Here is a 25,468-nt window from a genome sequence, read left to right on the forward strand (position 1 = left end):
TGGAATTTGAATGAATGGTGTTGTGGAGGAGATATTGTGAAAAAAATCAAGAAATTATCTAAATTCTTAACAATAATACCAATTATATATTTATTATCAGCCTGCGATAAAAATGTAACTATAAGCAATTATAATAATCATATTAAAGAAATAAAAATAGGGGTAACCTTATATAATCAAGATGATGCATTTATATCAACAATTGTAAAAAATATTGAAGAAATAGCTAAAGATAAAGAAAATGATGGGAATTATAAAATAATAATTAACGTACTAGATGCAAGAGGCAGTGCATCTGAACAAAGTAGTCAGGTTGAAAGATTTGTTTCACAAAATTATGATGTTATATGTGTAAATATGGTGGATCGTACAACTGCATCAACAATTATAGATAAGGCAAAAGCATCGAATATACCAGTTGTCTTTTTTAATAGAGAACCTGTGGAAGAAGATTTAGATAGATGGAATAAGTTATATTATGTAGGAGCTGAAGCAGAAAAGGCAGGAGAAATGCAGGCTGATATAATAATTAATGCATATAGAAAAAATAAGCAAATGGTAGATAGAAATGGTGATGGAAAAATACAATATGCTATGTTAGAAGGAGAACCTGGACACCAAGATGCACTAATAAGATCAGAATATTGCATAAAAGCTATGGAGAAGAATGGAATTGAGTTAGAGAAGGTAGCTGATGATACGGCTTATTGGCAATCGGCACAAGCAACTGCAAAAATGTCAAAATGGATTAATACTTATGGTGATAAAATTGAAGTGGTGTTTAGTAATAATGATGATATGGCCCTTGGTGCAATACAGGCATTGGAAGGTCAAAGCAGAATTAAGAATAAACCACTAGTAATAGGTATTGATGGAATTCCAAAGGCCTTAGAGGCTGTAAAAAAAGGAACAATGATTGGAACTGTTATAAATGATTCATGGAAACAAGCAGATGCAATTTTTGATTTAGCTTACAAGTTAGCTACACATGGAGATATGAGTTCAGTGCAAGGGTTGGAAAAAGGGAAATATATAAGAACATCTCATACAGAAGTTACGATTGACAATGTTGACTTATTTTTAAAAAAATCAACTGATAAATAACTATTATTTTCACTAGGTTTAAAATTATTAACTTTACAATTATTAAAATTTAAATTAATATTGATGTAATACGAAAAGTTATATCAAAAATAATTTATCAAGTAAGGACGTGGGGCAAATGAGCAAACTAGAAGAAATATTGGGCTATAATAGGAAGTTTATTGAGAATAAGGATTATGAAGCATATATAACAACTAAAATTCCTAAGAAAAAAATGGTTATATTATCATGTATGGATACAAGACTTACTGAATTACTACCTAAAGCAATGAATATAAAAAATGGGGATGCTAAAATAATTAAAGATGCTGGGGCTACTGTTATGCACCATTTTGGTGGTGTAATGAGAAGTATATTAGTTGCAGTTTATGAATTTGGAGCAGAAGATGTTTTTGTAGTAGGACATCATGGTTGTGGGATGAGTAATTTGGATACTAAAAGTCTTGTTAAAAAGATGGTAGATAGAGGAATAAAGGAAGAAACAATTTCAACATTAAACAATGCAGGTGTTAATGTTGAGAAGTGGCTTCATGGATTTGAGTCAGTTGAAGAATCAATAAAAGAAAGTGTGAGAATGATAAAAGATCATCCTTTAATTCCATCTGATATAAAGGTACATGGACTTATCATGAGCCCAGAAACAGGGGAATTAGAAGTTATAGTAGATGGTAATGCTTAATAAAAATCAGATGATTCAATAGAATAAATAGCCAATGCTCAATTAATATATGAAAATTGAGCATTGGCTATTTTGATTTATTTAGGAAAGCCTATGTTTCTAATATGTGCTTCCAATATCTTTTAGGCATCATTCTAGATTGTAGGCGTGGTTTTTTTCTTTCTTCTATTGTAGTTGATTTAAAATAAGCTTTCCAAAGCTTAGTATAATCATCGCTGTGTGATTTGAGTTTTTCATAAGTATCATTAGTCATTTCTATTATTTCATAAAAAAAGGTGTTATAAATTAAAGCCTTATCTCTTAATATATCATGGATAATAAAATATTCTTTAGGAAATCTGTTTTGAAAATGATCGCCAAGTAATTCTAAAATATCATTATCAGGTTCAATTGAAGAATATAAAAATTTTTCATCTATATAATTAAATCTTATAAAGCCTTCAAATCTATGGGTCTCATAAGAGATTTGCTTAGAGATGTTATCAACAATTCTTATTTCATTAAGATTTAAAAAATTATGAACCTCAGGACCAAGTTTAAAAGCTGTTTTTAAATATTTATAGATAATAACGCCTTTCTCTTTCTCGTTACTCAAAAAAACCATATATAATTTTTTGAAAGCTAAAAAGTCAAGTTTATTTATAATTGCATTTTTAACTTTTTTAAATTTTTCGTGATTAGTTAAAATTGTAATGTTTTCTCCAAGAAGAAGTGGAGCATCTAGTTCGTTTTGTGCGTAAAAAGCTGCTGGTGGATTTTTTTCATAAAATGCTTCATATATTGCAGTCAATAAACCTTCAAATGTATTATCGTATACATAAATCTTCATACTAAAACTCTCCTGTAATAGAAGTTATTTTATCTGGAATTAAATTAATTCTTTGAGGCAATAAAATATTTGATGATTCTTTATTTGTAGTGAAAGCAGAATTATTAAATATAGTATTTTCATTTGCCAATATAATTCCAGAGTTAGTTGTTTGTTCTTTATATGAAAAAGAGTCAAAAAATGATAATTGATCTGGGTTTATATTTCCTCTAGAAGTATTTTGATTTAAAAGTTTATTTTTTATATGAATATTATCAAATAAAGAATCTCCTTGATATTTACCATTACAAGTAATAAAGTATTTAGCTCTTTTAAGCACAACACGCAAATTTCTTAAATCTTCAAAAGTTAAATTATGAACTCTTCTGATTTTGAGTATTTTTTTTGCAGAAGTCACACCAATACCTGGAATTCGAAGTAATTTTTCATAAGTGGCCTTATTTATCTCAACAGGGAATTCATTTAAATTTTCTAATGCCCAGTGAGTTTTTGGATCAAAATTTAAATCAAAATTATCATTGTCATTTTTCAATAATTCGTCTGCTTTAAAGCCATAGTATCTAAGAAGCCAATCGGCTTGGTAAAGTCTATGTTCTCTAAGCATAGGAGGATGTGTGATATCTGGCAGAAGTTTATTATCTTTAATAACAGGAACATAAGCTGAATAATATACTCTTTTTAAACTGTATTTATCATAAAGTGCTTCAGAAAGTTTTATTATTTTGCTGTCACTTTCGGGTGTAGCACCAACAATTAACTGAGTACTTTGACCACCAGGAACAAATAAAGGTGTACTTTTTATTGATTTTTTCATTTCACTGTAATTAATTATAGAATTTTTTATTATTGACATTGGTTTTAATATTTTATCTTTACTTTTTTGAGGCGCTAAGAGTTTAAGGCTGTCATTAGACGGTAGCTCAATATTAACACTCATTCTATCAACAAATGTACCAGCCGTTTGAATTAATTTATCATCAGCACCAGGTATTGCTTTTAGATGGATATAACCATTAAATTTTTTTTCTAAGCGTAATTTTTTTACAGTTTGAAGTAAAAGTTCCATAGTATAGTTGGAATTGTTAATAACAGCAGAACTCAAAAAAAGGCCTTCTATGTAGTTGCGCTTATAGAAATTAATAGTTAGATCGCAGACTTCATCAGGCGTAAAACTTACTCTTAAAAAATCTCTTGAGGCTCCATTTATGCAGTATTTGCAATCAAAGACACAATCATTAGAAAATAATATTTTTAACAATGAAATGCAACGTCCATCAGGAGTAAAACTATGACAAATTCCACTTTCTGAGGCATTTCCTAGTCCATTATTTATATTTTTCCTCTTAGAACCAGAAGAAGAACAAGATACATCGTATTTTGCTGCATTAGATAGAACTTTTAATTTTTCCATTAAATCCATATTGGGTACACATCCTTATTCAATGAAATGAGCAGAACAAACATTCGCTAATTATATTATATAAGAATGTTTGTTCTCTTGCAACTTATTTTAAATTAATAATGCTATTTTTTTCTTTTTCAATTCAGTTATTAATATAATTATACGAAAATAGTAATAGTAAACTATTAGGGAGGATACAAAAGAATGAGTTTTTTTAAGAAGGCAAACAGTAATGAATCTGTTCAAAATACAGGTATAAATGAAAATAAAGTACAAGTTCAAGCTAAAAATAATGATACTATAGAATTTTTAAAGAGGATTAGTGTACATATTGAAGATATAATAAAACAACATAATAAAGTTAATAGCGAGCATGATATTCTCTCAGAATTAGCAGAACAAATTGATAAACAAATGCACAAAGTATTAAATTTTACTGAGCAAACTAGTGAATCAACAGATAAACTATCAAATCAAGGTGGAAATTTGTTAACAATAACAAAAAGTACATTAGAAAAATCAATTGAAGGAAAAGAATCTGTTGAAGGAATGATTAAAGTAATTGAAAACCTTGATTTAGAAACAAAAGATACATATAAGAGTATTACTACCTTAGGGGAGAAGTTAAAGGAGATTGGAGAAATAGCTCAATTGATTAGTGGAATAGCATCTCAAACCAATCTTCTTGCACTTAATGCTGCAATAGAAGCTGCTAGAGCAGGAGAGCAAGGAAGAGGATTTTCGGTTGTTGCAGATGAAGTAAGAAAATTAGCTGAAATGACAGGTGAAAGCAGTAGTAATATATCTAAGCTAATTAGTAGTATAGATTCACAAACTAGAAATGTTTTAAGTAATGTTGAAAAAAGTACATTTGTAGTTTCAGAAGGTGTAAAATCCTCTAAAGGAGCACTAGAAAAAATAGAAGAAGCTTTAAATTCATTCAATATTGTTGAAGAAGAAGCTGGTAAATTAATAAGTACAATAGATTCGCAAAAAGATTATGTGGCTAAAACTATTAGCACAATAAAAGAAGTAGATTCAACGATTATAACAACAAATAATCAAATCATGGGTCATATTGAAGAGGCTGGTAAGGTAGATAAGAAATTAGAAGAAAGTGTGTCTAAAATATCTGATTATGTTAGAGAATAAAATAGATACACCTATAAAAAGAGCAGCTATGCTGCAATAAAGGAACTTAAATAAAAAGAGCAACTATGCTGCAATTAGGAGCTTTCCTGCAACTTGAAACTTATTAAGATTAAAGAGATATTCCGAAGGAATATCCTCCTTAATCATTCATTATTCAATATTAATTAAACGTGGCGTAGCTACTTCTGTTCTATGTGATTATAAGTGAAATTAATCAGATTGAACTTACAGTATCGCGTTCAATTAACGAATTCATAAGAATTATTCTTTTGCTGCAAGAATTATCATATTCTATTTTCTCTAATAATAAAGTTGCAGCATTTGTTCCTAGAAGAAACATATTTTGATCTATAGTAGTTAATTTTGGCTCAACAAACTTACTTAAATCAATATTATCAAAGCCTATAATAGATAATTTTCCTGGAACATCTATATTTAATTTCTTACAGGCATTAAGAACGCCTACTGCCATAAGGTCATTACAAGCTAATACAGCAGTTGCTGAAGTTATCTTTAGTATTTCAATAAATTTATTTATTGTATTGTCAACAGTCTCGCTGCTATTTCCATTACCGATGTTAATAATATTTTTTGAATTAAAAGCATTTATTTTTTCCATTTTTTCAATATATACTTTTTCCTTTATATCATAAGAATAACTATCTTTACCTCGTACTAATAATATATCTTTGTGATTATTTTCTAAAAGATAATCTATTGCCATATTTGCACCCATAGCTTCATCATTAACTACTGAAGAAATACTTGCTGAAGTGGAATAACCATTTACAAATACAAGAGGAGTTAACTTTGAGATAGAATTGTAAAACTTTGATTTAATATTACCTGTATTAGGGTCGATTACAATTATACCAGATACATTTCTAGATAATAAGTTATTTATACATAGCTTCTCTTCATCCATGTCATTATTACTGCATGCTAAAACTAAAGATAAGGACTGAACTTTTAAACTATTTTCAATTCCGTTTATAACTTCTGGGAAAAACATATTATTAATACTTGGAACCACAACACCAATAGTAGCTGACTTTTGTTGTGTAAGTTCACGTGCTTGCATATTAGGAATATAATTAAGTTCTTCTATTACTTCTAATACTCTTCTTTTTGTTTCCTCTTTCACTGGATAATTTCCATTCATTACCCTTGAAACTGTTGCAACAGATACATTTGCTTTTTTAGCCACATCTACTATGGTTAATTTCATAACTATTCCACCTTATTATAATGTATTTATAAATTTATCGAAAGCAGCAAGACCTTGTTCATTTCTTTTAAATACACCAGCATGGTTTAATACTTCTGAAAATTTAAGACCAACTTCTGATTTTAAAATGTCTTCAGCATTCTCAGCAGATATAGTGCTGTATTTTCCTAAAATGTATTTATACCATTTTGAATGTTTTGCTACTGTTTCATTATCTGATATGTCTGATGTTTTATTAATTAAATTCTCTTTTAATATATTTAATTCTTCTTTTAATCTAGCAGGAAGAACTGCAAGTCCCATAACCTCAATAAGCCCAATATTTTCTTTCTTTATATGATGTACTTCATCATGAGGATGGAAGATTCCAAGTGGGTGTTCTGCACTAGTTCTATTATTTCTAAGAACTAAGTCAAGTTCATATTTTCCGTTTCTTTTTCTTGAAATAGGAGTTATTGTATTATGTGGTTCATCACCTGTATGACTTAGTATTTCTACAGATTCATCAGAATAATTTCTCCAAGAAGTTAATATATGATCAGCTAAATCTAATAGTTTTTCATTATTATCACTTGTAAGTCTAACAACAGACATTGGCCATTTAACTCTGCCTATTTCAACCTCACCATAACCTGACATAGAATAATTCTTTTCTACAGGAGCTTTTTCCATTGCAAAGGTGTAATGTCCACCTTGGTAGTGGTCATGTGATAATATTGATCCACCAACTATTGGTAAGTCTGCATTAGATCCTGCAAAATAATGAGGAAGTATATCTGTAAAATTTAATAGATTCTTAAAAGTTGCTTTATTGATTTTCATTGGTATATGTTCAGCATTGAAAATAATACAATGCTCATTATAGTAAGTATAAGGAGAATATTGTAAGAAATACTTTTGTCCTTCATCAAAAGCTAAAGGTATAATTCTATGTGTCTGCCTTGCTGGGTGATTCATATGCCCAAAAAATCCTTCATTTTCTTTACATAATAAACATTTTGGATAAGAGCTTGATTTCACTAATTTAGCCTTTGCTATATCTCTGGGATCCTTTTCAGGTTTAGATAAATTTATAGTTATATCTAAATCACCATATTCAGTAGGTGCTTTCCAAACAATATTTTTATCTATTCTATCTTTCCTTATATAATTCGATGCAATACTCAAATCATAATAATATTCAGTGGCTTTTTCTGGGGAAGAATTATATAATTCATTAAATTTATTTATAACTTCTGAAGGTCTTGGCATTAGACAATTCATTATTTGAGTATCAAATAAGTCTCTTTCAGTAGTAGTGTTTTCTATTAAATTGTTTTCACATGCATAATCTAAAATGTTCTCTAAAATAGGAGTTGGAGTTTCAAGCGTTTCATCTACTTTTGAAACTTCAAATTCATTTAAATTTAAGGTACCTAGTATCATATTTGTTGAATAAATTATATCATTATTAGTTATTAATTTTTTATTTAAAGCAAAGTTAATTAATCTATTTATTTCAAGATTTATGTTTATCATAATGACCTCCTTGATTTTAACAATAGTATATAAATTAAAAGTATAATTGGTATAAATTATTAGTATGAAAGAAAAATTGATTTGTAAACAGTTCTTAGGCCTAAATAGAGAAAATGCGGTAAGATAGAGTGGTTTATTTAAAAGGATAAGTGAAGAGTTAAGGAAAACTTTAATCTTTTCCTTACCTAATCACTTACAATTTTTTATAAAACTATGATATTATATTATCTATCCTCAAATCCATTTGGATGAGCTTTATGCCATCCCCAAGCAGTACCTATAACATCTTTTACATCTGTAAATTTAGGCTTCCACCCTAAGACGTTTCTTGCTTTTTCATTTGAAGCAATTAATCTTGCAGGGTCACCAGCACGGCGATCACCTATTACTACTTTTATATCTTCATTAGTAGCTTCTTTTGCTGAATCAATCATTTCTTTTACGCTAAATCCAACTCCATTACCTAAGTTGAAAATATTGCTTTCATTTCCTTTAAGTAAATACTCAACAGCTTTTATATGTGCATCTGCTAAATCAAGTACATGTATATAATCTCTAATACAAGTGCCATCTGGAGTATCATAATCTTCACCAAAAACAGTTATAGCTTCTCTTTTCTTTAATGGAACCTGAAGAATTAATGGTATTAAGTGACTTTCAGGAGAATGATCTTCACCAATACTTCCATCTTCAATAGCACCAGCTGCATTGAAGTATCTTAAGGAAACATAGGTTATTCCGTTAGCTTGCCCAACCCATTTCATCATTTTTTCCATTGTTAATTTTGTTTCTCCATAAGGATTTGTTGGATTTGTTTCATCATCTTCAAGTATTGGAATTCTTTTTGGTTCTCCATATACTGCAGCAGTAGAAGAGAATACAATATGTTTTATGTTGTGTTTTACCATGCTTTCAAGTAAAATTTGCATTCCATAAACATTATTGTTGAAGTATAAAAGTGGTTTTATCATACTTTCGCCAACTAAAGAATTAGCAGCAAAATGTATTACAGCTTCAATATTGTTTTCAGAGAAAACTTTATCTAAAAATTCTGCATCTCTTATATCGCCTTTATAAAATTTAGCGTTTGGATTAACAGCCTTTATATGACCTGATTGAAGATTATCAACAATTACTACATCCTTATTTTGTTTTACAAGTTCATGTACTGTATGTGAGCCGATATATCCAGCACCACCACAAACTAAAATTGACATATTAACATCTCCCTTTATATTATAAAAATAGATTTAACTAAGTTTTCTAGCACCACCAGAAATATTTACTACATAAAAATCAGGTTCGTAACCTATTTTATCAGTGTATGCTTTTTTAACTTTTTCAATGAAAGCATCAATGCAGTCTTCTTTAATAATGTTAACAGTACATCCACCAAAACCAGCACCTGTCATACGAGCACCAATAACACCTTCAGTTTCCCAAGCTAAAGCTACTAAAGTATCTAATTCTATCCCAGTAACTTCATAATCATCTCTTAAGGAAACGTGAGAAGCATTCATAAGCTTTCCGAATAAGGTAAGATCATTTTCTTCTAAAGCTTTTACAGCTTTTAAAGTTCTTCTATTTTCATATACTGCATGTTTTGCTCTCTTAATTTTAATTGGATCGCCAATACAATCTTTTACTTCTTCAAATTCTTCTTCAGTAAGTTCTCCAAGAGCTTTAATATTTTTTACCTTTTGAATTTTTGCTAAAGCATCTTCGCATTCACTTCTTCTTTCGTTGTATTTAGAATCAGCTAAGCCACGTTTTTTGTTTGTATTAGCAATTACTATTTTGTAGCCTTCCATATTTATATTACTGTAAGAATAATTTAGAGTGTTACAATCTAAAAGTATAGCACAGTTATCTTTTCCCATACCAATGGCAAACTGATCCATTATTCCACAATTTACACCTATAAATTTATTTTCAGCTTCTTGGCACATTTTAACGATTTCTACCATATCGATATTAAAATTAAATGTTTCATTTAATATTACACCCATTAAAACTTCTATTGAAGCAGAAGAAGATAATCCAGAACCGTTTGGAATATTTCCATAGAAAAGTATTTCAAAGCCGTTAGTAATATTAAAGCCATGATTTTCAAAAGTTTTAATTACACCCTTAGGATAATTTGCCCAATCATGAGCTTTATCATAAACCATATTTTCTAAATTAAATTCAATTATTCCTAATTCTTTAAAATTTAAAGAACTAACTAATACTTTTTTATCTGATCTTTTAGTTACTAAAGCATATGTTCCAATAGTAAGGGCACAAGGAAAAACGTTACCTCCATTATAATCAGTGTGCTCACCAATTAAGTTAACTCTTCCAGGTGAGAAGTAAACATTTTCAGAGTCCTTTTTAAATAATTCAGTAAAATCATTTTTTAGTACATTAATATTTTCCATAATCAATTCCTCCTTCTTATTTATATAGTAACCGCTTACTATATAAAAGTAAAGGGGGAATTAATAATTTTAAGAAAATTTTTTGTATAAGGTATTTTAAATAATAATTAGCAGAAAGTTATAAAGAAAAGTGATTGATTAACTTTATTTAATGTAAATTAGTTTTAAATTTATACATAATCTTATTATGAAGAATGAATTAAGCATAGAAAGGGTTTTCTAATTCTTGCATTGTATATCTATATTTTGCAAAAAAAATTAATAGGTAGTCACTTAAACTACCTATTATTTATCCTACTATTTTTTTGGATAAGAATTTCTATTTTGGGTATTATTCATCATATTAGGCATACCCATTCGATTTTGATTACCCATTAACATGCTTAAAAGAGGAGCAATGTTATTCATATTAGGGTTATTTGAATTCATATTGTTGAATTGAGGATTATTGTTGGTGTTGGTAGAATTTCCAAATGGCATATTATTACCATTTTGCGGATTACCCATTAGCATACTCATTAATGGATTTCCATTCATTTGATTCATACCACCAAACATACTCCCCATAAGAAGGTTTAATAAAGGGTTACCAGTCATCATATTTGGATTCATGCCACTCATTTGGTTTTGCATATTTCCATTTTGGTTAGGCATCATAGGGTTATTCATCATACCATTGCCCATACCATTAAAAAGAGATGAAAGTATTAAATTTATTAATGGATTCATTTTACCACCTTATCTATAAATTGCTTTACTACAGTTTATTGCAAAGATGTATAAAACGATACTGTTTTAAAATTTAAATTGATCAAAGCTTTCATTCAATTCATTTGATAAAGTACTAACCTTTTGTGCAGAATTAGCAACTTCAGAGCTAGCTGAGCTTAATTCTTCAGAAGAAGAATATATCTCTTGAGTAGTAGCAGAAATCTGCTGTGCTACTGCAGAAATGTTAGTGATATTAGTCACAAGAGCATCTTTTTCTGAATTCAAATCAACAAAGTCTTTAGCAATTGAATACATTTGAGGTACCATTTCTTCTACAGATGTTGAAATTTCATTAAATGCCGTTATTGTATTTTTAATAACATCCGTTTGATTTTGGACATCCTTTGTAATATTATTAGTATTCTTAGATATATTATCAGTATTATTTAGAACCTTTGATACAATGGAATAAATGGTTTGAGCAGAGTTTTTACTCATTTCTGCAAGTTTTCTTATTTCATCAGCAACAACTGTAAAGCCTCTTCCAGCTTCACCAGCTCTTGCAGCTTCGATTGCAGCATTTAAAGCAAGTAAATTAGTTTGCTCTGATATACTATTAATTAAGGAAGTCATCTCATTAACTTCTTTAATATCATTTGCCATAACAGCCAAAGATTTATTGAAGTCATTAAAGTTATTGTTTAATAATTCTATTGAAGTAACTAATACTTGGATTTCAGCGTTTCCTTTTTTAGCTTTAGTACCAATTTCAGATGAAGTCATTGTTACATCATTAACTTTATCAGTAAGAGTTGAAATTTTTTCACCAAATTCATTTAAATTATTTGTACTGCTAATTAGATTATCAGTTTGATTTGATGTTCCTTCAGAAATATCACTAATTGCTCTAACAATAGTATCTATAAGTGAAGATAATTCTTCAGAAATAGAGGACAAACCAGTTGATTGTTCATTAAGATTAGAAGAATTACTTTTTATCATATCAATACTAGTATTAAGGGAGTTCTTTATACTCATAAGAGAATTACACATAATTCCTGTTTCAGTTGGATCTTTCAAGTTCTTTTCATGTATCTCAACAGAAAAATCACCTTGAGCGTAAGTTTTCATTAAGCTAACAACATATAATATCTGTTTAGAAATTTTTGAAATTGCAAAAATTAGTATTAAAGATATTAATATAAGACTAGCAATACCAGTGATAATATTTGTAAATTTTAAGTTTGCTACAGATTTTAGTAAGTCATCATTTTCAACTGTAACAATTACTGACCACCCAGTACTTGGAACTAGTGAATATGATAAAGTTTGTAATTTATTATCAGAAATAATTTCTGTCGAACCACTTTGAGCTTGAGAAATTTTGCTTAATAAATCGTAAGGAGCTGATTTGTCAGTATTAGTTAAAATTTCACCAAGATTAGTTGCATTTTTTACATAGTCTTCATTAGAATGTCCAATTATTTTACTGTTGGAATTTACTACATATGCTTTACCAGTACTTAGAAAAGATATTTTTTTACTTATATTTGATATTTCATCTCCTGATTTAAAAGCAACTAAAACTCCTAACGTCTTATTCATATCTTTAATTGGAGCAGATATTGCAATTACAAAATCTTTGCTAAAATTACTTTGAAAAGGTTCTGAAACATAAGAATGTCCAGAAAGTGCTATGGAAAAGTAATCGTAAGACTTAATATTTACAGTACTTCCATCCAAAAGAGTTAGCTTTCCATCAGGAGTTGCTATACCCATATTATTATATTGCTGAAATTTCTTTTCTTCTAATAATATGTTAAGTTTATCCTGCATTGGTGCTTCTGGATTTGTGATTATTGGATTATGAGCTAAACTGTCAATAGATTTTATCTTTTCTGTCATTACATCACTGATATCTTGTGCTGTAATGCTACTTAATTGATTTAATAATTCCAAACTGTTAGAGTATAATGCCTTTTGTGCTGAAGTGTAAGTGAAGACTGACACTATTATTAATGTAATAATTACAATGGGAACGACTTTTAAAAGCACTTTGAAGCTGATTGAGTTTCTATTTAATTTAAAATTATCATTTAAGTGACTATAAGAAGACTTCGTTGAATTTTCATTTTTTTTCTTTAAATTGATAAATTTTTGTTTAAATGAGAAATTACTCAATTTGATTTTTTTATTAACAGGATTTTGATTTTTATTTTTTGTGAATTTCATTTTTACCTCCTAAATTTATATAAAATAGTATAAATTTCAATAAATTTCTATTATTAATTTGTGAAAAATATAGATTAAAACATATTAAGTTGATTGGTATTTGTGTATATTTATTTATAATAATTCAAAATTATATAAAAGTACATATTAATTTAGAAAAAAATATGATTTATAGAAAATTATATAATAATCTTAATAAAATAAAGTTTCATGGTTAAATTTTAGGGAATAAAAGATAAAAATATGTATAAAATAAATTCAACTATGTTAAAACATTTTATTTTTTTAAGAAGCAAAATTCTTGATTAGAATAAAATTATGGAGTGATTTATGAGAGTTGGAGAAATTGAATTGGAAATAATTGATATAATTACATTTACAGGAATTATGATTACTTTTATAACAGGAGTATTGAATTTATGCCAAAATAAGAAAACCCTATATATAAACAATATAACAAAATTTAGAGTGATATGGATTAATACTTTCAGATCTTATATTGCTTCTTTAAAAGAATTAAGTAATATAACTAATTTGTATATAATAACTAAAGATGGATTTAATAAAATAGCCTATAGAAGAGAGCTTGAAAAAATAGTATCATTAATAAAAATGCATCTTAACTTTACTGGAAAGCATGATATTATATTAATTTCTAAAGTAGAAGAATTGAAAGCTGCATTAAATAGCTATTTGCTTATATATTATTGTAAAAATACGATTAAATTTATTAAGAATGAGGAAGAACTTTTAATTAAATTCGATGAAATAATCGATTCCATAAGTGAAAAACGGGTATTAGAGCAGTTCTTAAATATAGGAATTAATACTGAGAATTTAAATAATATGAGTTTGTCTGAATTAAAAAAGCAAGTGAAATTATTATATTTAGCTAATCCAGTACTAATCAGTCAAATAATAAAAGAAAGCGATTATTTGATTAATAAATATGAAAATGAGATTGATTGTTTAAATAGTGAGATAGATGTATTGGTACAAATATATCTAAAAGCAGAATGGATCAGATGCAAAGTAGAGACAAGGATATGGCCATATAATAGGTTTAATGAAGATAAAACTATAAATAAATTACAAAAAAAATATAAAAAAGTATCAGAAGAAAAAATATTTGATAATAAATGATTTGGATTTTATAACAATAAGAAATTTAATAGTTTTGTTTTATCTAAAAATGCAGATTTTATTTAACTTAAATGTTAAATTAAAATCTGCATTTTTTATTTAGTAAAAACTATATTTGAATATAAGATACTCTTATTGTTGTGATGAAAATTTTTGTTTAGCTTGATTTATTTTGTTTTGATCAGCTTTTTCTGATGGATACCAACCCTTTTGAGACATTTTAGTGTAAATTTCATTCTGCATTTTTAAGGAATCATTTAATGCTTTATCAAATGTGCCATGAACGTTTTGAGTAGATGATTCTATTGTTCCATGTAAATATAAATCAGATCCACCTTTTACTGTAAGCAAAAGGTCTTCAAATAATTCTTTATCATTCATAATTTGATTCTCCTTAATTATAATAAATTTAAAAATTCATTAAATCTCTGTTGATGAGCATTAGATAATTGAGTTACATAAGATTTAAGTTCTGAATCTTGTATTTTATTGGCATAATCTGAACATTTTGTTTTCATATGTCTTTCATGATTTAGTGCATCTTCAATATACGATAATTCTTTTGGACTCATAATTTTCACCTCCTAGCATTTTGCAATAATATTATGTGATTAAAAATATAATTTTATACTTTAGGTATTTTTTTCTTTTATAAAATATAGATTTGAATTATAATATGTTTAATTTAAAAACTTATATCATTTAATAGAATGATATAAGTTTTTTTTCAAAAGTGATAGAATAGTAAAAGAAGAATAAATATAATAAACTTATTCTGAAATACTAAAAGTTATAATATTAAGAACTTAATCAATGTAAGGAGATGTATCAATGAGTGATTTACGCGACTTGAAAGAAATGACAAAAGCTAAGGCAGCACAGGAGATGCAAGAACTAAAGGATAAAATATTAGAAAGATTAAGCTCTATTAATAGAGATGGAATAGATGAATTAATTAATTATCTTACTGAAAGGACTGATTATTTTACAGCACCTGCATCAACAAAGTTTCATTCAAACTTTGATGGAGGTTTAGCATTTCATTCTGACAATGTTGTTGAACTATTAATTCAAAAGAATAAACAATATAAGCTAGGATTAAGTAATGATACAATGTATTTAACTGGGTACTTGCATGATTTATGCAAGTGCAACTTGTATGATAAAACCATGAGATTAAAAAAAGATGAAATGACTGGAAAGTGGATAGGATATGCCTCTTATGAATTTGATGATAAAATTCCATTAGGGCACGGGGAAAAAAGTGTAATTTTACTTCAACAATTTGTTAAACTTACATTAGAAGAATGTTTGATGATAAGATGGCATATGGGAGCTTATGTACCAAAGGATGAGTATAGAGATTATAATAAAGCCATAGAAATGTATAAATCAGTTTTGGCCTTTAGCAATGCTGATGCTGAAGCTTCACATTTCTTAGAAGAAGTAAGAGAACCAGAAGTTTATTCAATAGAAGAATATAATCAATATGTGAAAGAGAGAGCTATGAAAAAAAATAGTTAGTTGAATTTGCGCTTATATGTATATGAAATGATAAGGAATATTAAAGAAAACAGAGCATAAGTGACTTTAAATAAATTTATAGTGGATATTCAAGAAATATTGTCATAAACAGTAGCATTTTTAAACATAATATAGTAAAATGTCAATGTTGTATGATAAAATGTTTCAATATTGACTTTAAATTTAGTATTTGCTGGGTACAAAAACTTATTATTTACAATAATAAGAATTAGATGAAAACTTATCGATATATAATATATGGATTTTGAAACAAATCCTATGCGACTAGAAATTAATTTAAGCCAGAAAGGTTGTGATGTTAGGGTTGGACAACAAGCTGAAGTTATACGGCTTTAACAACCTCACCAAAACACTTAGCTTTAACATCTATGATGTATGCTATGCAAAAAGTGAGCGCGAGCAAAAGGACTATATTGCTTATATAGATGAGCAATACAATTCGGAAAGACTTACAAGGATTCTGTGTGATGTAACGGAAAGTATTGGAGCACATGTACTTAATATTTCTAAGCAGGATTATGATCCTCAAGGAGCAAGTGTAACTATATTAATATCAGAAAAAAATATAGGAGTACAAAAAATAGATGACTCTTGCAACAAAGGTGAAATCGAAGTTTTGAAATCTAGGGAGACTGTAGTAGGACACTTAGATAAAAGTCATGTAACAGTTCATACTTATCCAGAATATCATCCAGATAATTCAATTGCTACTTTTAGAGTGGATATTGATGTAGCCACTTGTGGAGAGGTATCTCCATTAAATACATTAAATTATCTTATCGGAAGTTTTGATTCAGACATAATAACAATAGATTATCGTGTCAGAGGGTTTACTCGAGATGTTGATGGCAAAAAATTATTTATAGATCACAAAATAACATCGATACAAGATTATATCGATATAGAAACTTTAGAAAAATATGATGCAATGGATATAAATGTGTATCAATCAAATATATTTCATACTAAAATGTTAATTAAAGAAATGCATCTTCAAAATTATCTTTTCAATAGAGATGTTTATGAAATTAAGCCAAAGCAAAGGCTTGAAATCGAAAATAATTTAAGAAAAGAAATGATTGAGATTTTTAGTGGAGTAAATATATATTAACGGAGGAACAGATAAGATGAAAAATAAAGAATATCACTCAAAAGCTCCAATTTATGAAGCTTTAGAAGCATATAGGAAGGCTAGGGTGGTTCCATTTGACGTGCCAGGACATAAGCAAGGCAGAGGTAATGCTATGCTTAGGGAATTTTTAGGCGAACAATGTCTCTCTGTTGATGTAAATTCTATGAAACCACTTGATAATCTTTGTCACCCGGTATCAGTCATAAAGGAAGCAGAAGAACTTGCAGCTGATGCGTTTGGTGCAAAGCATGCATTTTTTATGATAAATGGAACAAGTTCGGCAGTTCAAGCTATGGTCATGAGTGTCTGTAAAAAAGGTGAAAAAATAATAATGCCGAGAAATGTCCATAGAAGTGCTATTAATGCATTAATAATTAGTGGCGCCATTCCGGTTTATATAAATCCGGGTACAAATAAAAAGCTTGGAATTCCACTTGGAATGTCAATTGATGACGTAAAAAGAGCTATTAAAGAAAATCCAGATGCAAAAGCAGTTTTAGTAAACAATCCAACTTATTATGGGATATGTTCTAATTTAAAAGAAATTACTAAAATTGCTCATGAAAATGGAATGTATGTTTTGGTAGATGAAGCTCATGGAACTCATTTTTATTTTGGAGAAAATATGCCAGTATCAGCAGTTGAAGCAGGTGCAGATATGGCTGCAATCAGTATGCATAAAACTGGAGGGTCTTTAACTCAAAGTTCATTTTTACTTTTAAATTGTGATTTAAATGTTGGATATGTTCGTCAAATAATAAATTTAACTCAAACTACAAGTGCATCATATCTCTTAATGTCTTCATTGGATTTAGCAAGAAGAGATTTGGTATTGCATGGAAATGAAATTTTTCATAAAGTAGTTGATATAGCAGAATATGCAAGAAGTGAAATAAATAAGATAGATGGCTATTATGCTTTCTCAAAAGAATTAATTGATGGAGATGCAGTTTATGATTTTGATGTAACTAAGTTATCTATATTTACTAGAGATATAGGACTTGCAGGAATTGAAGTATATGATCTTTTGAGAGATGAATATGGTATACAAATAGAATTTGGAGATATAGCAAATATTTTAGCCATTATCTCTGTAGGTGATAGAAGTTTGGCAATTGAAAGATTAATATCTTCTCTATCAGAGATTAAAAGGCTGCATTCAAGGGATAAAGCAGGAATGTTTGATCATGAGTATATAAATCCTGAAGTAATACTTACTCCTCAAGAAGCCTTTTATTCTGAAAAGTTATCAATGCCAATGAATGAAAGTCAAGGGAAAATATGTGCTGAATTTGTAATGTGTTATCCTCCTGGTATTCCAATTCTTGCTCCAGGGGAAAAAATAACTCAAGAAATTCTAGATTATATAAGCTATGCAAAAGAAAAAGGATGTTTCTTAACAGGAACAGCAGATCCGAAAATAGAGAATATTAATATAGTTATTAATTCAGTTAACAGCTAACAGTAAGCGAGTAACAAAGTTAAGGTTGAAATTCTAAAGAAAATTTCGAGGCATCAAGTTGAAATATTTAGATACCTCGAATTTTCTGCGGAAGATTAAAGTTCTTAACTCATAACTCATAACTCATAACTCTTAACTGGGAAAGCGGGGTTAATTATGGAATTATGGTATACAGAACAACATACTGAAAATGTAAGATTTTCAATTAAAGTTGAAAAGGAATTACACACAGAGCAAACTGAATTTCAAAGAATAGATGTACTGGAAGCTAAAGAATTTGGAAAATTTTTTACTTTAGATGGATTAATGATGATAACTGAAAAAGATGAATTCATTTATCATGAGATGATAGTTCATGTTGCAATGGCAACAAATCTTAATGCAAAGAAGATATTGGTTATAGGTGCTGGAGATGGTGGTACTATAAGAGAACTTGCAAAATATGATACAATTGAAAAAATTGATATGGTTGAAATAGACAAAAGAGTTGTTGATATATGTAAGGAATATTTTCCACAAACAGCATGTAAACTAGATGATCCAAGAGTTAATATAGTTTATGAAGATGGCTTGAAGTTCGTTCGTAATAAAGAAAATGAATATGATTTAATAATTGTAGACTCTACAGATCCTTTTGGACCTGGTGAAGGATTATTTACTAAAGAATTTTACGGAAATTGTTTTAAAGCATTGAAGGAAGATGGAATATTAGTTAATCAACATGAAAGTCCATATTATGATAATGATGCAAGAGCAATGAAAGACGCTCATGAAAAAATAGTAGGAGTATTCCCTATTATAAAAGTTTATCAACTACACATTCCAACATATCCATCAGGTCATTGGTTATTTGGATTTGCTTCAAAAAAATATCATCCTATAAGGGATTTAAATGCTGAAGCATGGAATAAATTAAATATAAAAACTAAATACTATAACACTGAGCTTCATGTTGGATGTTTTGCTTTACCTAATTATGTTAAAGAAATGTTGCGAGGACTTACAGAATAATCGGTAACAATGCTCAATAATCAATTTTCGATTAATGTTAATTGGCAGTTGATATTTGTTCATGATTATTATATGCTATTTATTCTAAAAAAGAATTGTGATAAAGAATAATTTAATTGTGTATTCAATTAAAGATAAATAATTATTAAAGAAACAGGAGGAATTAGTATGGGAAGAGCTTTAATTATTGGTGCTGGTGGTGTTGCTAGCGTAGCTATCCACAAATGTTGTCAAAATTCAGAGGTGTTTGAAGAAATATGTATAGCAAGCAGAACTTTATCAAAATGTGATGCTATAAAAGCATCGTTGGAAGGAAAAACTAAAACTAAGATACAAACAGCTAAGGTAGATGCTGATAATGTACCAGAATTAGTAGCATTAATAAATGAATTTAAGCCAGAGGTTGTTATAAATCTTGCACTTCCATATCAAGATTTAACAATTATGGATGCTTGTTTAGAAACGAAGGTTCATTATGTAGATACAGCTAACTATGAACCACTTGATACAGCTAAATTTGAATACAAATGGCAATGGGCATATAGAGAAAAGTTTGAAAAAGCAGGAATAACTGCATTACTTGGAACTGGATTTGATCCAGGGGTTACAGGAGTATTTAGTGCTTATGCTCAAAAACATTATTTTGATGAAATAAATTACATAGATATATTAGATGCAAATGCTGGAGATCATGGATATCCATTTGCAACTAACTTTAATCCTGAAATCAATATTCGTGAAATAACTGCTCCAGGAAGCTATTGGGAAGAAGGAAAATGGATAGAAACAGAACCTCTTGAAATAAAGAGAGTTTATGATTTCCCTGAAATAGGACCAAAAGATATGTACTTACTCCATCATGAAGAATTAGAATCTCTAGGGTTAAACATCAAAGGAATTAAGAGAATAAGATTCTGGATGACTTTCTCACAAAAATATATAACACATTTAAATGTGCTTGAAAATGTTGGTATGACTTCAATTGAACCAATTGAATTTGAAGGGAAACAAATAGTTCCATTACAATTTTTAAAGGCAGTTTTACCAGATCCAGCATCACTTGGACCAAGAACAAAAGGTAAGACTAACATAGGATGTATTTTCCAAGGTAAGAAAGATGGAAAAGATAAGACTTACTATGTTTACAATGTATGTGATCATGAAGAATGTTATAAAGAAGTTGGTTCACAAGCAATTTCATATACAACTGGAGTTCCAGCAATGATTGGTGCGAGCTTAGTAATGAAAGGCTTATGGAAGAAGCCAGGAGTATATAATGTTGAAGAATTCGATCCGGATCCATTTATGGAAGAATTAAACAAATGGGGATTGCCATGGAAAGAAAGTTTTGATCCAACACTTGTTGAGTAGGCAGGTTACAGTTTATGTCTTTTAGGGTACCCTGTGGGCAATTTACAGTGTACAGTTTAGGAGGAAAAGCCTTATGGCTTTTCTAAAGTTAAAGTAATAAAAAATTACATTTTTAATTATTTTAATTTTTAAGTTATTACATGGTACCCATAAGGGGCACTAAATAAAAAATAAAAGAGTGGCTCGGCCACTTTTTTGTTTTTTATTGCTTTATTTAAATACTTTCTAAGAAAGTAGATTTTTATTAAAAATGAGAATGAATGATCAATAGTAAATGGTCAATACTTATTAGTAAATTTGGAATGGTGAATCTTACATATTATTAAAAATAGATGATTGATCGTTGACAATTGAAAATTGATTTTATTAGAGGAGATAAAAATAAATGAGAGATATAGATATAAGTAAATTACCTTCACCATGTTATTTGGTTGATGAAAGACTTCTTAAAAAGAATTTAGAAACTTTAAACTATGTTCAGGATAAAACAGGCTGTAATATTATACTTGCAACTAAGGCATATTCTATGTATTCAACTTTCCCATTAATCGGAAAGTACTTAAAAGGTGTTACTTCAAGTTCTTTGCATGAAGCTAGACTTGGATATGAGGAAATGGGAAAAGAAGTACATATTTATTCACCTGCATATAGAGATGATGAATTTGAAGAAATAATGAAATATTCTGATCACATAATCTTTAATTCTTTTAATCAATGGAAAAAATTTAGAAGTAAAGTTAAAAATTTTGAAGGAAAAAAAATAGAATGTGGTATTCGTATTAATCCAGAATACTCTGAAATAGAAACTGATATATATAATCCATGTTTTGCAAATTCAAGAATGGGAGTTACCTTAGATAACTTTGAAGAAGATGAACTAGAAGGAATAGATGGATTACATTTTCATACAATGTGTGAGCAAAATTCTGATACTCTTGAACGTACAATAAAAGTTGTTGATGAAAAGTTTGGTAAGTATATTAAAAAGATGAAGTGGATAAATTTTGGTGGAGGACACCATATTACTAGAGAAGACTATGATTTAGATACATTAATAAAATCTATTAATTTTATAAAAGATAAATATGGAGTACAAGTATATCTAGAACCAGGTGAAGCCATTGCATTAAACACAGGCTTTCTAATATCAACCGTTTTAGATACAACTAAAAATGGAATGGATATAGCAATACTAGATACTTCAGCAGAATGTCACATGCCTGATGTGCTTGCAATGCCGTATAGACCTAATATTATAGGAGCAGGTAAGCCAAATGAATATGAATATACTTATAGATTTGGTGGACCAACTTGTCTCGCTGGAGATATTATTGGAGATTATTCATTTAAAGAACCATTAAAACCAGGAGATAAGCTTGTATTCTGTGATATGGCCATATATTCTATGGTTAAAAATAATACCTTTAATGGAGTTAATCTTCCTGCTATTGTAAAATATAGTGAAGAAAAAGGCCTTGAGGTAATAAGACAATTTGGATATGAAGATTTTAAAACTCGATTATCTTAAGCATTATTAGGAAGCATAAAGAGGGAAAATAGATATGAAACAAAATAAAAATTATTTACTAATTGGAATACTAATAATATGTATTGGGTTTAGCTTTTTTACAATTTCACAAAATTTTTTATTACAAATGTCCAAAGATGGTATTGAAACGGCATTACCTTTATTAGTTCCAGCATTAGTTTTAATTGTTCCTTTAATGGCTATTGCTTTTACAGTTGCTTTAAGAGAGTTGAGATATAGAAAAGCTATTGCAAGTGGAATAAAAAGTGTTGGGCTTATTAAAAATGTAAGCAAAACAGGAAATTATGTAAGAAAACTACCTGAAGTTAAATTTGAATTTGATGTTTTAGATGAGCATGAAAATTCATTTTATGGAGAGGTAACAACTGTTATTAGAGAAGAGGAGCTAGAACTATTAAAAGAGGGCATACCGGTTCCGGTTATTTATAAGATTTATAATAATTCAGAAATTACAATAGATAGAAAGCCAGAAGTTCAAAAGCTTAGAAATAGAGTTGAAAATTATAAACTAAAAAATAATATTAAGTAATTTCAATAAAAATATGGTATAGACATTATAAGTTTTTGCAAATAATAATCCTATAAATTAGGAGAGGAGAAATAAATCAGCCTTATGGCAGTTTTATTGGTAGAAATTATGTTTATACCTAAAAGAATTATATTTGAAAAAGATGCATTAAATTATGAAACAGGAAGAAATATATACGATAAATTAAAAAAAGAAGAGCAAATAGAGATTATAAGTTTAACATCAAACAAATTGAAACAGCATATTCCAGGAGAAGATTTTTATTCTCAATATAGGGAAGGAAAAAAGACTTTAGTAGTAGGAACTAAAAAAAGTTTAAAATTTCAATCCTGTAAGCCATCAGCGCATTATCAACTTCCACTAATATCAGGGTGCATTGGACAATGTGAATATTGCTATTTAAATACAAAGCTAGGAGATAAACCTTTTATAAAAGTTCATGTTAATGTAGAGGATATTCTTAACCAAGCTCAGAAATATATTGAAGAAAGATTACCTGATATAACTATATTTGAAGGTGCTGCAACCTCTGATCCTATACCAGTGGAACCATATACTCACTCTATAGAAAGGGCCATAATATTTTTTGGAAAAAATAAGAATGCTAGATTTAGGTTTGTTACAAAATACAACGATATAGATTCATTATTAGAGTTAGAACACAATTGTCATACAGAAATAAGATTTAGTATTAATACTTCTTCAATAATAGATAAATATGAGCATGCTACAGCATCTAGAGATTTGAGAATAGAGGCTAGTATTAAGGCAGCTAAAGCAGGATATCCAATAGGATTTTTAATTGCGCCTGTTTTTATTTATGATAATTGGAAAGAAGAATATCATGATTTATTATTAAAACTGAGTAAGGAACTTCCAAAGGATTTAAAGGCCCCGGTAACTTTTGAAATAATATCTCATCGTTATACTACTACAGCAAAGAATATTATACTTCAAGCTTTCCCTAAAAGTGAACTTCCAATGAAAGAAGACGAGCGAAAATTTAAATATGGACAATTTGGATATGGAAAATATGTGTATCCAAAGGAGAGTATAGATGATATAAAGCAATTTTTTATGAAAGAAATTGATGAATTGTTTGAAGAAAAAGAAGTAAAATATATTATATAAAATTAGTAAAGAGTGAGTTCTATTAAGTGATATATATATATTTCATAAATTAGAATAATGTTGCAATTATTTTTTAAAGTGATATAATTTATTTGGTAATAATAATTATTAAATAAAGGGGATGTAAGAAATGGCAGCATTTCAATGGAAAGATGAATATAATTTAAACATAGAGGAAATAGATAAGCAGCATAGAAAGCTAATGGAAATAGGAAAAAAAGCTTATGATATTGCAGTAATAGATGATGGATATGATAGATATGATGAGATAATGACAATCCTTGATGAGCTTTTGGAATATACAAAATATCACTTTGAATATGAAGAAAATATGTTAAAACAATATAATTATGAACATATTCATAATCAAGAGGAAGAACATGGATTTTATGTTTATAAAATAAAGGAAGTAGCATCAAGAGAAGATATTGATGAAAATCAAAGGAAAGTTGTATTAGAAATAATAGATTTTCTATCTAAATGGATTAGTGAGCACATCATGGGAGCTGATAAGGAATATGCAGTATTTCTTAAAAAACTAAAGGTAGCATAATTGAGCCTATAGATAGGCTCTTTTTTTATTTATACTTTTTAACATTTATCTTATAAATTTTTTTCAAAAAAGTTAACAATGAGGTATTTGACTTTTTTGAAAAAATTAGTAAATAATACTTAATATAATGATAATATAACTAATTGAATTATAAAATGGTATAATGTACTTATTAAATCATTTATTACAAGGAGATGCTACTATGAATGAAGTTTTAGAAAACATATTAACAAGAAGAAGCGTGAGAGCTTTTAAGGAAGATCAAATAAAAGATGGTGAGTTAGAATTAATTCTAAAAGCAGGGATATATGCACCAAGTGGAATGAATAAGCAAAGCTGGCAATTTACTGTTGTTCAAAACAAAGAAAAAATAGAATTACTTGCAAAAGTAGTTAGAGAAGCTTTAGGCAGAGATGCTGGATATAATTTTTATGCGCCTCCAACTTTAATTATTTTGTCTAATGATAAAGATAATACAAATGGACTTGCAGATTGTGCATGTGCATTAGAAAATATATTCTTAATGGCAAATTCACTAAAAATAGGGTCGTGTTGGATTAATCAATTAAAGACCATTTGTGATGAGGAAGAAGTAAGAAAAGTGTTAAATAGTTTTGATATACCAGAAAATCATATTGTATGGGGAATAGCAGCTATAGGATATCCTGCTAATGTGCCAGCAGTTCATGAAAGAAAAGCTGGAGTGGTTAAATTTGTAAAATAGTTTGAAAAGTATTAGATAAATTCAAATAACTATAGATATCCAA

Annotated in this window: 24 protein-coding genes; 14 read left to right on the forward strand and 10 right to left on the reverse strand. The window is 28.4% G+C overall.

Features of this window, described 5'->3' with window-relative positions:
- Positions 1–36: 36 nt before the first annotated feature.
- Positions 37–1,104 carry a galactose ABC transporter substrate-binding protein gene (locus L3B98_RS23365; RefSeq protein WP_238918432.1) on the forward strand — a complete coding sequence of 356 codons (1,068 nt, stop codon included), beginning with the start codon at positions 37–39 and terminating at the stop codon, positions 1,102–1,104.
- Positions 1,105–1,222: 118 nt separating this feature from the next.
- A complete protein-coding gene (locus tag L3B98_RS23370) occupies positions 1,223–1,783 on the forward strand; it encodes a carbonic anhydrase (RefSeq protein ID WP_077365783.1) in 561 nt (186 codons plus the stop codon).
- A 91-nt stretch (positions 1,784–1,874) separates the two neighbouring features.
- On the opposite strand, the gene L3B98_RS23375 is transcribed toward L3B98_RS23370, so the two are convergent.
- The gene (locus L3B98_RS23375) at positions 1,875–2,612 is read right to left on the reverse strand and encodes a TIGR03915 family putative DNA repair protein (protein ID WP_238918433.1); all 738 of its coding nucleotides are present in this window, start codon (positions 2,610–2,612) and stop codon (positions 1,875–1,877) included.
- Position 2,613: 1 nt separating this feature from the next.
- Positions 2,614–4,032 carry a putative DNA modification/repair radical SAM protein gene (locus L3B98_RS23380; RefSeq protein WP_238918434.1) on the reverse strand — a complete coding sequence of 473 codons (1,419 nt, stop codon included), beginning with the start codon at positions 4,030–4,032 and terminating at the stop codon, positions 2,614–2,616.
- A gap of 186 nt (positions 4,033–4,218) precedes the next feature.
- On the opposite strand from L3B98_RS23380, the gene L3B98_RS23385 reads away from it, so the two are divergent.
- The gene (locus tag L3B98_RS23385; RefSeq protein ID WP_238918435.1) at positions 4,219–5,166 is read left to right on the forward strand and encodes a methyl-accepting chemotaxis protein; all 948 of its coding nucleotides are present in this window, start codon (positions 4,219–4,221) and stop codon (positions 5,164–5,166) included.
- A gap of 214 nt (positions 5,167–5,380) precedes the next feature.
- Here L3B98_RS23385 and L3B98_RS23390 read toward each other — a convergent pair whose 3' ends face one another.
- The 6 genes from L3B98_RS23390 to L3B98_RS23415 form a co-directional block, all read right to left on the reverse strand.
- On the reverse strand, positions 5,381–6,394 hold the full coding sequence (locus tag L3B98_RS23390; protein ID WP_238918436.1) for a LacI family DNA-binding transcriptional regulator: 1,014 nt from the start codon (positions 6,392–6,394) through the stop codon (positions 5,381–5,383).
- 15 nt (positions 6,395–6,409) lie between these two features.
- Positions 6,410–7,912, reverse strand: a complete 1,503-nt coding sequence (galT, locus tag L3B98_RS23395) for a UDP-glucose--hexose-1-phosphate uridylyltransferase (protein WP_238918437.1) — start codon at positions 7,910–7,912, stop codon at positions 6,410–6,412.
- Between the two features lie 224 nt (positions 7,913–8,136).
- On the reverse strand, positions 8,137–9,129 hold the full coding sequence (galE, locus tag L3B98_RS23400; RefSeq protein ID WP_238918438.1) for a UDP-glucose 4-epimerase GalE: 993 nt from the start codon (positions 9,127–9,129) through the stop codon (positions 8,137–8,139).
- 33 nt (positions 9,130–9,162) lie between these two features.
- Positions 9,163–10,332 (reverse strand): galactokinase, encoded by a 1,170-nt coding sequence (locus L3B98_RS23405; RefSeq protein ID WP_238918439.1) that lies wholly within the window; start codon positions 10,330–10,332, stop codon positions 9,163–9,165.
- Positions 10,333–10,629: 297 nt separating this feature from the next.
- Entirely contained in the window at positions 10,630–11,061 is a 432-nt protein-coding gene (locus L3B98_RS23410; protein WP_015394717.1) for a hypothetical protein, read from the reverse strand.
- Positions 11,062–11,127: 66 nt separating this feature from the next.
- Positions 11,128–13,275, reverse strand: a complete 2,148-nt coding sequence (locus L3B98_RS23415) for a methyl-accepting chemotaxis protein (protein ID WP_238918440.1) — start codon at positions 13,273–13,275, stop codon at positions 11,128–11,130.
- A 330-nt stretch (positions 13,276–13,605) separates the two neighbouring features.
- Here L3B98_RS23415 and L3B98_RS23420 point away from each other — a divergent pair, with 330 nt between their 5' ends.
- Positions 13,606–14,418, forward strand: a complete 813-nt coding sequence (locus L3B98_RS23420; RefSeq protein ID WP_238918441.1) for a hypothetical protein — start codon at positions 13,606–13,608, stop codon at positions 14,416–14,418.
- A gap of 132 nt (positions 14,419–14,550) precedes the next feature.
- Here L3B98_RS23420 and L3B98_RS23425 read toward each other — a convergent pair whose 3' ends face one another.
- A complete protein-coding gene (locus L3B98_RS23425; protein ID WP_238918442.1) occupies positions 14,551–14,799 on the reverse strand; it encodes a spore coat protein in 249 nt (82 codons plus the stop codon).
- Between the two features lie 17 nt (positions 14,800–14,816).
- Positions 14,817–14,990, reverse strand: coding sequence for a hypothetical protein (locus L3B98_RS23430; RefSeq protein WP_015394713.1), 174 nt, complete (start codon positions 14,988–14,990; stop codon positions 14,817–14,819).
- 259 nt (positions 14,991–15,249) lie between these two features.
- On the opposite strand from L3B98_RS23430, the gene L3B98_RS23435 reads away from it, so the two are divergent.
- From L3B98_RS23435 to L3B98_RS23480, 10 genes are all read left to right on the forward strand, one after another.
- Positions 15,250–15,942 (forward strand): hypothetical protein, encoded by a 693-nt coding sequence (locus tag L3B98_RS23435; RefSeq protein WP_015394712.1) that lies wholly within the window; start codon positions 15,250–15,252, stop codon positions 15,940–15,942.
- Positions 15,943–16,255: 313 nt separating this feature from the next.
- On the forward strand, positions 16,256–17,074 hold the full coding sequence (gene speD / locus L3B98_RS23440) for an adenosylmethionine decarboxylase (RefSeq protein ID WP_173682137.1): 819 nt from the start codon (positions 16,256–16,258) through the stop codon (positions 17,072–17,074).
- A gap of 16 nt (positions 17,075–17,090) precedes the next feature.
- The gene (locus tag L3B98_RS23445) at positions 17,091–18,557 is read left to right on the forward strand and encodes an aminotransferase class I/II-fold pyridoxal phosphate-dependent enzyme (RefSeq protein ID WP_015394710.1); all 1,467 of its coding nucleotides are present in this window, start codon (positions 17,091–17,093) and stop codon (positions 18,555–18,557) included.
- A gap of 156 nt (positions 18,558–18,713) precedes the next feature.
- A complete protein-coding gene (gene speE, locus L3B98_RS23450; protein ID WP_015394709.1) occupies positions 18,714–19,568 on the forward strand; it encodes a polyamine aminopropyltransferase in 855 nt (284 codons plus the stop codon).
- Between the two features lie 168 nt (positions 19,569–19,736).
- Complete coding sequence (locus L3B98_RS23455; RefSeq protein ID WP_015394708.1) at positions 19,737–20,939, forward strand: saccharopine dehydrogenase family protein; 1,203 nt, start codon at positions 19,737–19,739, stop codon at positions 20,937–20,939.
- Positions 20,940–21,324: 385 nt separating this feature from the next.
- Positions 21,325–22,467 (forward strand): carboxynorspermidine decarboxylase, encoded by a 1,143-nt coding sequence (gene nspC, locus L3B98_RS23460; protein ID WP_238918443.1) that lies wholly within the window; start codon positions 21,325–21,327, stop codon positions 22,465–22,467.
- Between the two features lie 34 nt (positions 22,468–22,501).
- Entirely contained in the window at positions 22,502–23,017 is a 516-nt protein-coding gene (locus L3B98_RS23465) for a hypothetical protein (RefSeq protein ID WP_238918444.1), read from the forward strand.
- Between the two features lie 108 nt (positions 23,018–23,125).
- Complete coding sequence (gene splB / locus L3B98_RS23470) at positions 23,126–24,148, forward strand: spore photoproduct lyase (RefSeq protein WP_238918487.1); 1,023 nt, start codon at positions 23,126–23,128, stop codon at positions 24,146–24,148.
- A 130-nt stretch (positions 24,149–24,278) separates the two neighbouring features.
- On the forward strand, positions 24,279–24,701 hold the full coding sequence (locus tag L3B98_RS23475; protein ID WP_238918445.1) for a bacteriohemerythrin: 423 nt from the start codon (positions 24,279–24,281) through the stop codon (positions 24,699–24,701).
- 202 nt (positions 24,702–24,903) lie between these two features.
- Positions 24,904–25,425 (forward strand): nitroreductase, encoded by a 522-nt coding sequence (locus L3B98_RS23480; protein WP_238918446.1) that lies wholly within the window; start codon positions 24,904–24,906, stop codon positions 25,423–25,425.
- The last annotated feature ends 43 nt before the right edge of the window (positions 25,426–25,468 follow it).

The sequence above is a fragment of the Clostridium sp. YIM B02555 genome, from assembly GCF_022320955.1.
GTDB lineage: Bacteria > Bacillota > Clostridia > Clostridiales > Clostridiaceae > Clostridium > Clostridium saccharoperbutylacetonicum.

Excerpts from the sequence above, each read along its gene's own strand:
- L3B98_RS23370 (WP_077365783.1), top strand. The coding sequence starts at position 1,223 with ATGAGCAAACTAGAAGAAATATTGGGCTATAATAGGAAGTTTATTGAG.
- L3B98_RS23375 (WP_238918433.1), bottom strand. The coding sequence starts at position 2,612 with ATGAAGATTTATGTATACGATAATACATTTGAAGGTTTATTGACTGCA.
- L3B98_RS23380 (WP_238918434.1), bottom strand. The coding sequence starts at position 4,032 with ATGGATTTAATGGAAAAATTAAAAGTTCTATCTAATGCAGCAAAATAC.
- L3B98_RS23385 (WP_238918435.1), top strand. The coding sequence starts at position 4,219 with ATGAGTTTTTTTAAGAAGGCAAACAGTAATGAATCTGTTCAAAATACA.
- L3B98_RS23390 (WP_238918436.1), bottom strand. The coding sequence starts at position 6,394 with ATGAAATTAACCATAGTAGATGTGGCTAAAAAAGCAAATGTATCTGTT.
- galT (WP_238918437.1), bottom strand. The coding sequence starts at position 7,912 with ATGATAAACATAAATCTTGAAATAAATAGATTAATTAACTTTGCTTTA.
- galE (WP_238918438.1), bottom strand. The coding sequence starts at position 9,129 with ATGTCAATTTTAGTTTGTGGTGGTGCTGGATATATCGGCTCACATACA.
- L3B98_RS23405 (WP_238918439.1), bottom strand. The coding sequence starts at position 10,332 with ATGGAAAATATTAATGTACTAAAAAATGATTTTACTGAATTATTTAAA.
- L3B98_RS23410 (WP_015394717.1), bottom strand. The coding sequence starts at position 11,061 with ATGAATCCATTAATAAATTTAATACTTTCATCTCTTTTTAATGGTATG.
- L3B98_RS23415 (WP_238918440.1), bottom strand. The coding sequence starts at position 13,275 with ATGAAATTCACAAAAAATAAAAATCAAAATCCTGTTAATAAAAAAATC.
- L3B98_RS23420 (WP_238918441.1), top strand. The coding sequence starts at position 13,606 with ATGAGAGTTGGAGAAATTGAATTGGAAATAATTGATATAATTACATTT.
- L3B98_RS23425 (WP_238918442.1), bottom strand. The coding sequence starts at position 14,799 with ATGAATGATAAAGAATTATTTGAAGACCTTTTGCTTACAGTAAAAGGT.
- L3B98_RS23430 (WP_015394713.1), bottom strand. The coding sequence starts at position 14,990 with ATGAGTCCAAAAGAATTATCGTATATTGAAGATGCACTAAATCATGAA.
- L3B98_RS23435 (WP_015394712.1), top strand. The coding sequence starts at position 15,250 with ATGAGTGATTTACGCGACTTGAAAGAAATGACAAAAGCTAAGGCAGCA.
- L3B98_RS23445 (WP_015394710.1), top strand. The coding sequence starts at position 17,091 with ATGAAAAATAAAGAATATCACTCAAAAGCTCCAATTTATGAAGCTTTA.
- speE (WP_015394709.1), top strand. The coding sequence starts at position 18,714 with ATGGAATTATGGTATACAGAACAACATACTGAAAATGTAAGATTTTCA.
- L3B98_RS23455 (WP_015394708.1), top strand. The coding sequence starts at position 19,737 with ATGGGAAGAGCTTTAATTATTGGTGCTGGTGGTGTTGCTAGCGTAGCT.
- nspC (WP_238918443.1), top strand. The coding sequence starts at position 21,325 with ATGAGAGATATAGATATAAGTAAATTACCTTCACCATGTTATTTGGTT.
- L3B98_RS23465 (WP_238918444.1), top strand. The coding sequence starts at position 22,502 with ATGAAACAAAATAAAAATTATTTACTAATTGGAATACTAATAATATGT.
- splB (WP_238918487.1), top strand. The coding sequence starts at position 23,126 with ATGTTTATACCTAAAAGAATTATATTTGAAAAAGATGCATTAAATTAT.
- L3B98_RS23475 (WP_238918445.1), top strand. The coding sequence starts at position 24,279 with ATGGCAGCATTTCAATGGAAAGATGAATATAATTTAAACATAGAGGAA.
- L3B98_RS23480 (WP_238918446.1), top strand. The coding sequence starts at position 24,904 with ATGAATGAAGTTTTAGAAAACATATTAACAAGAAGAAGCGTGAGAGCT.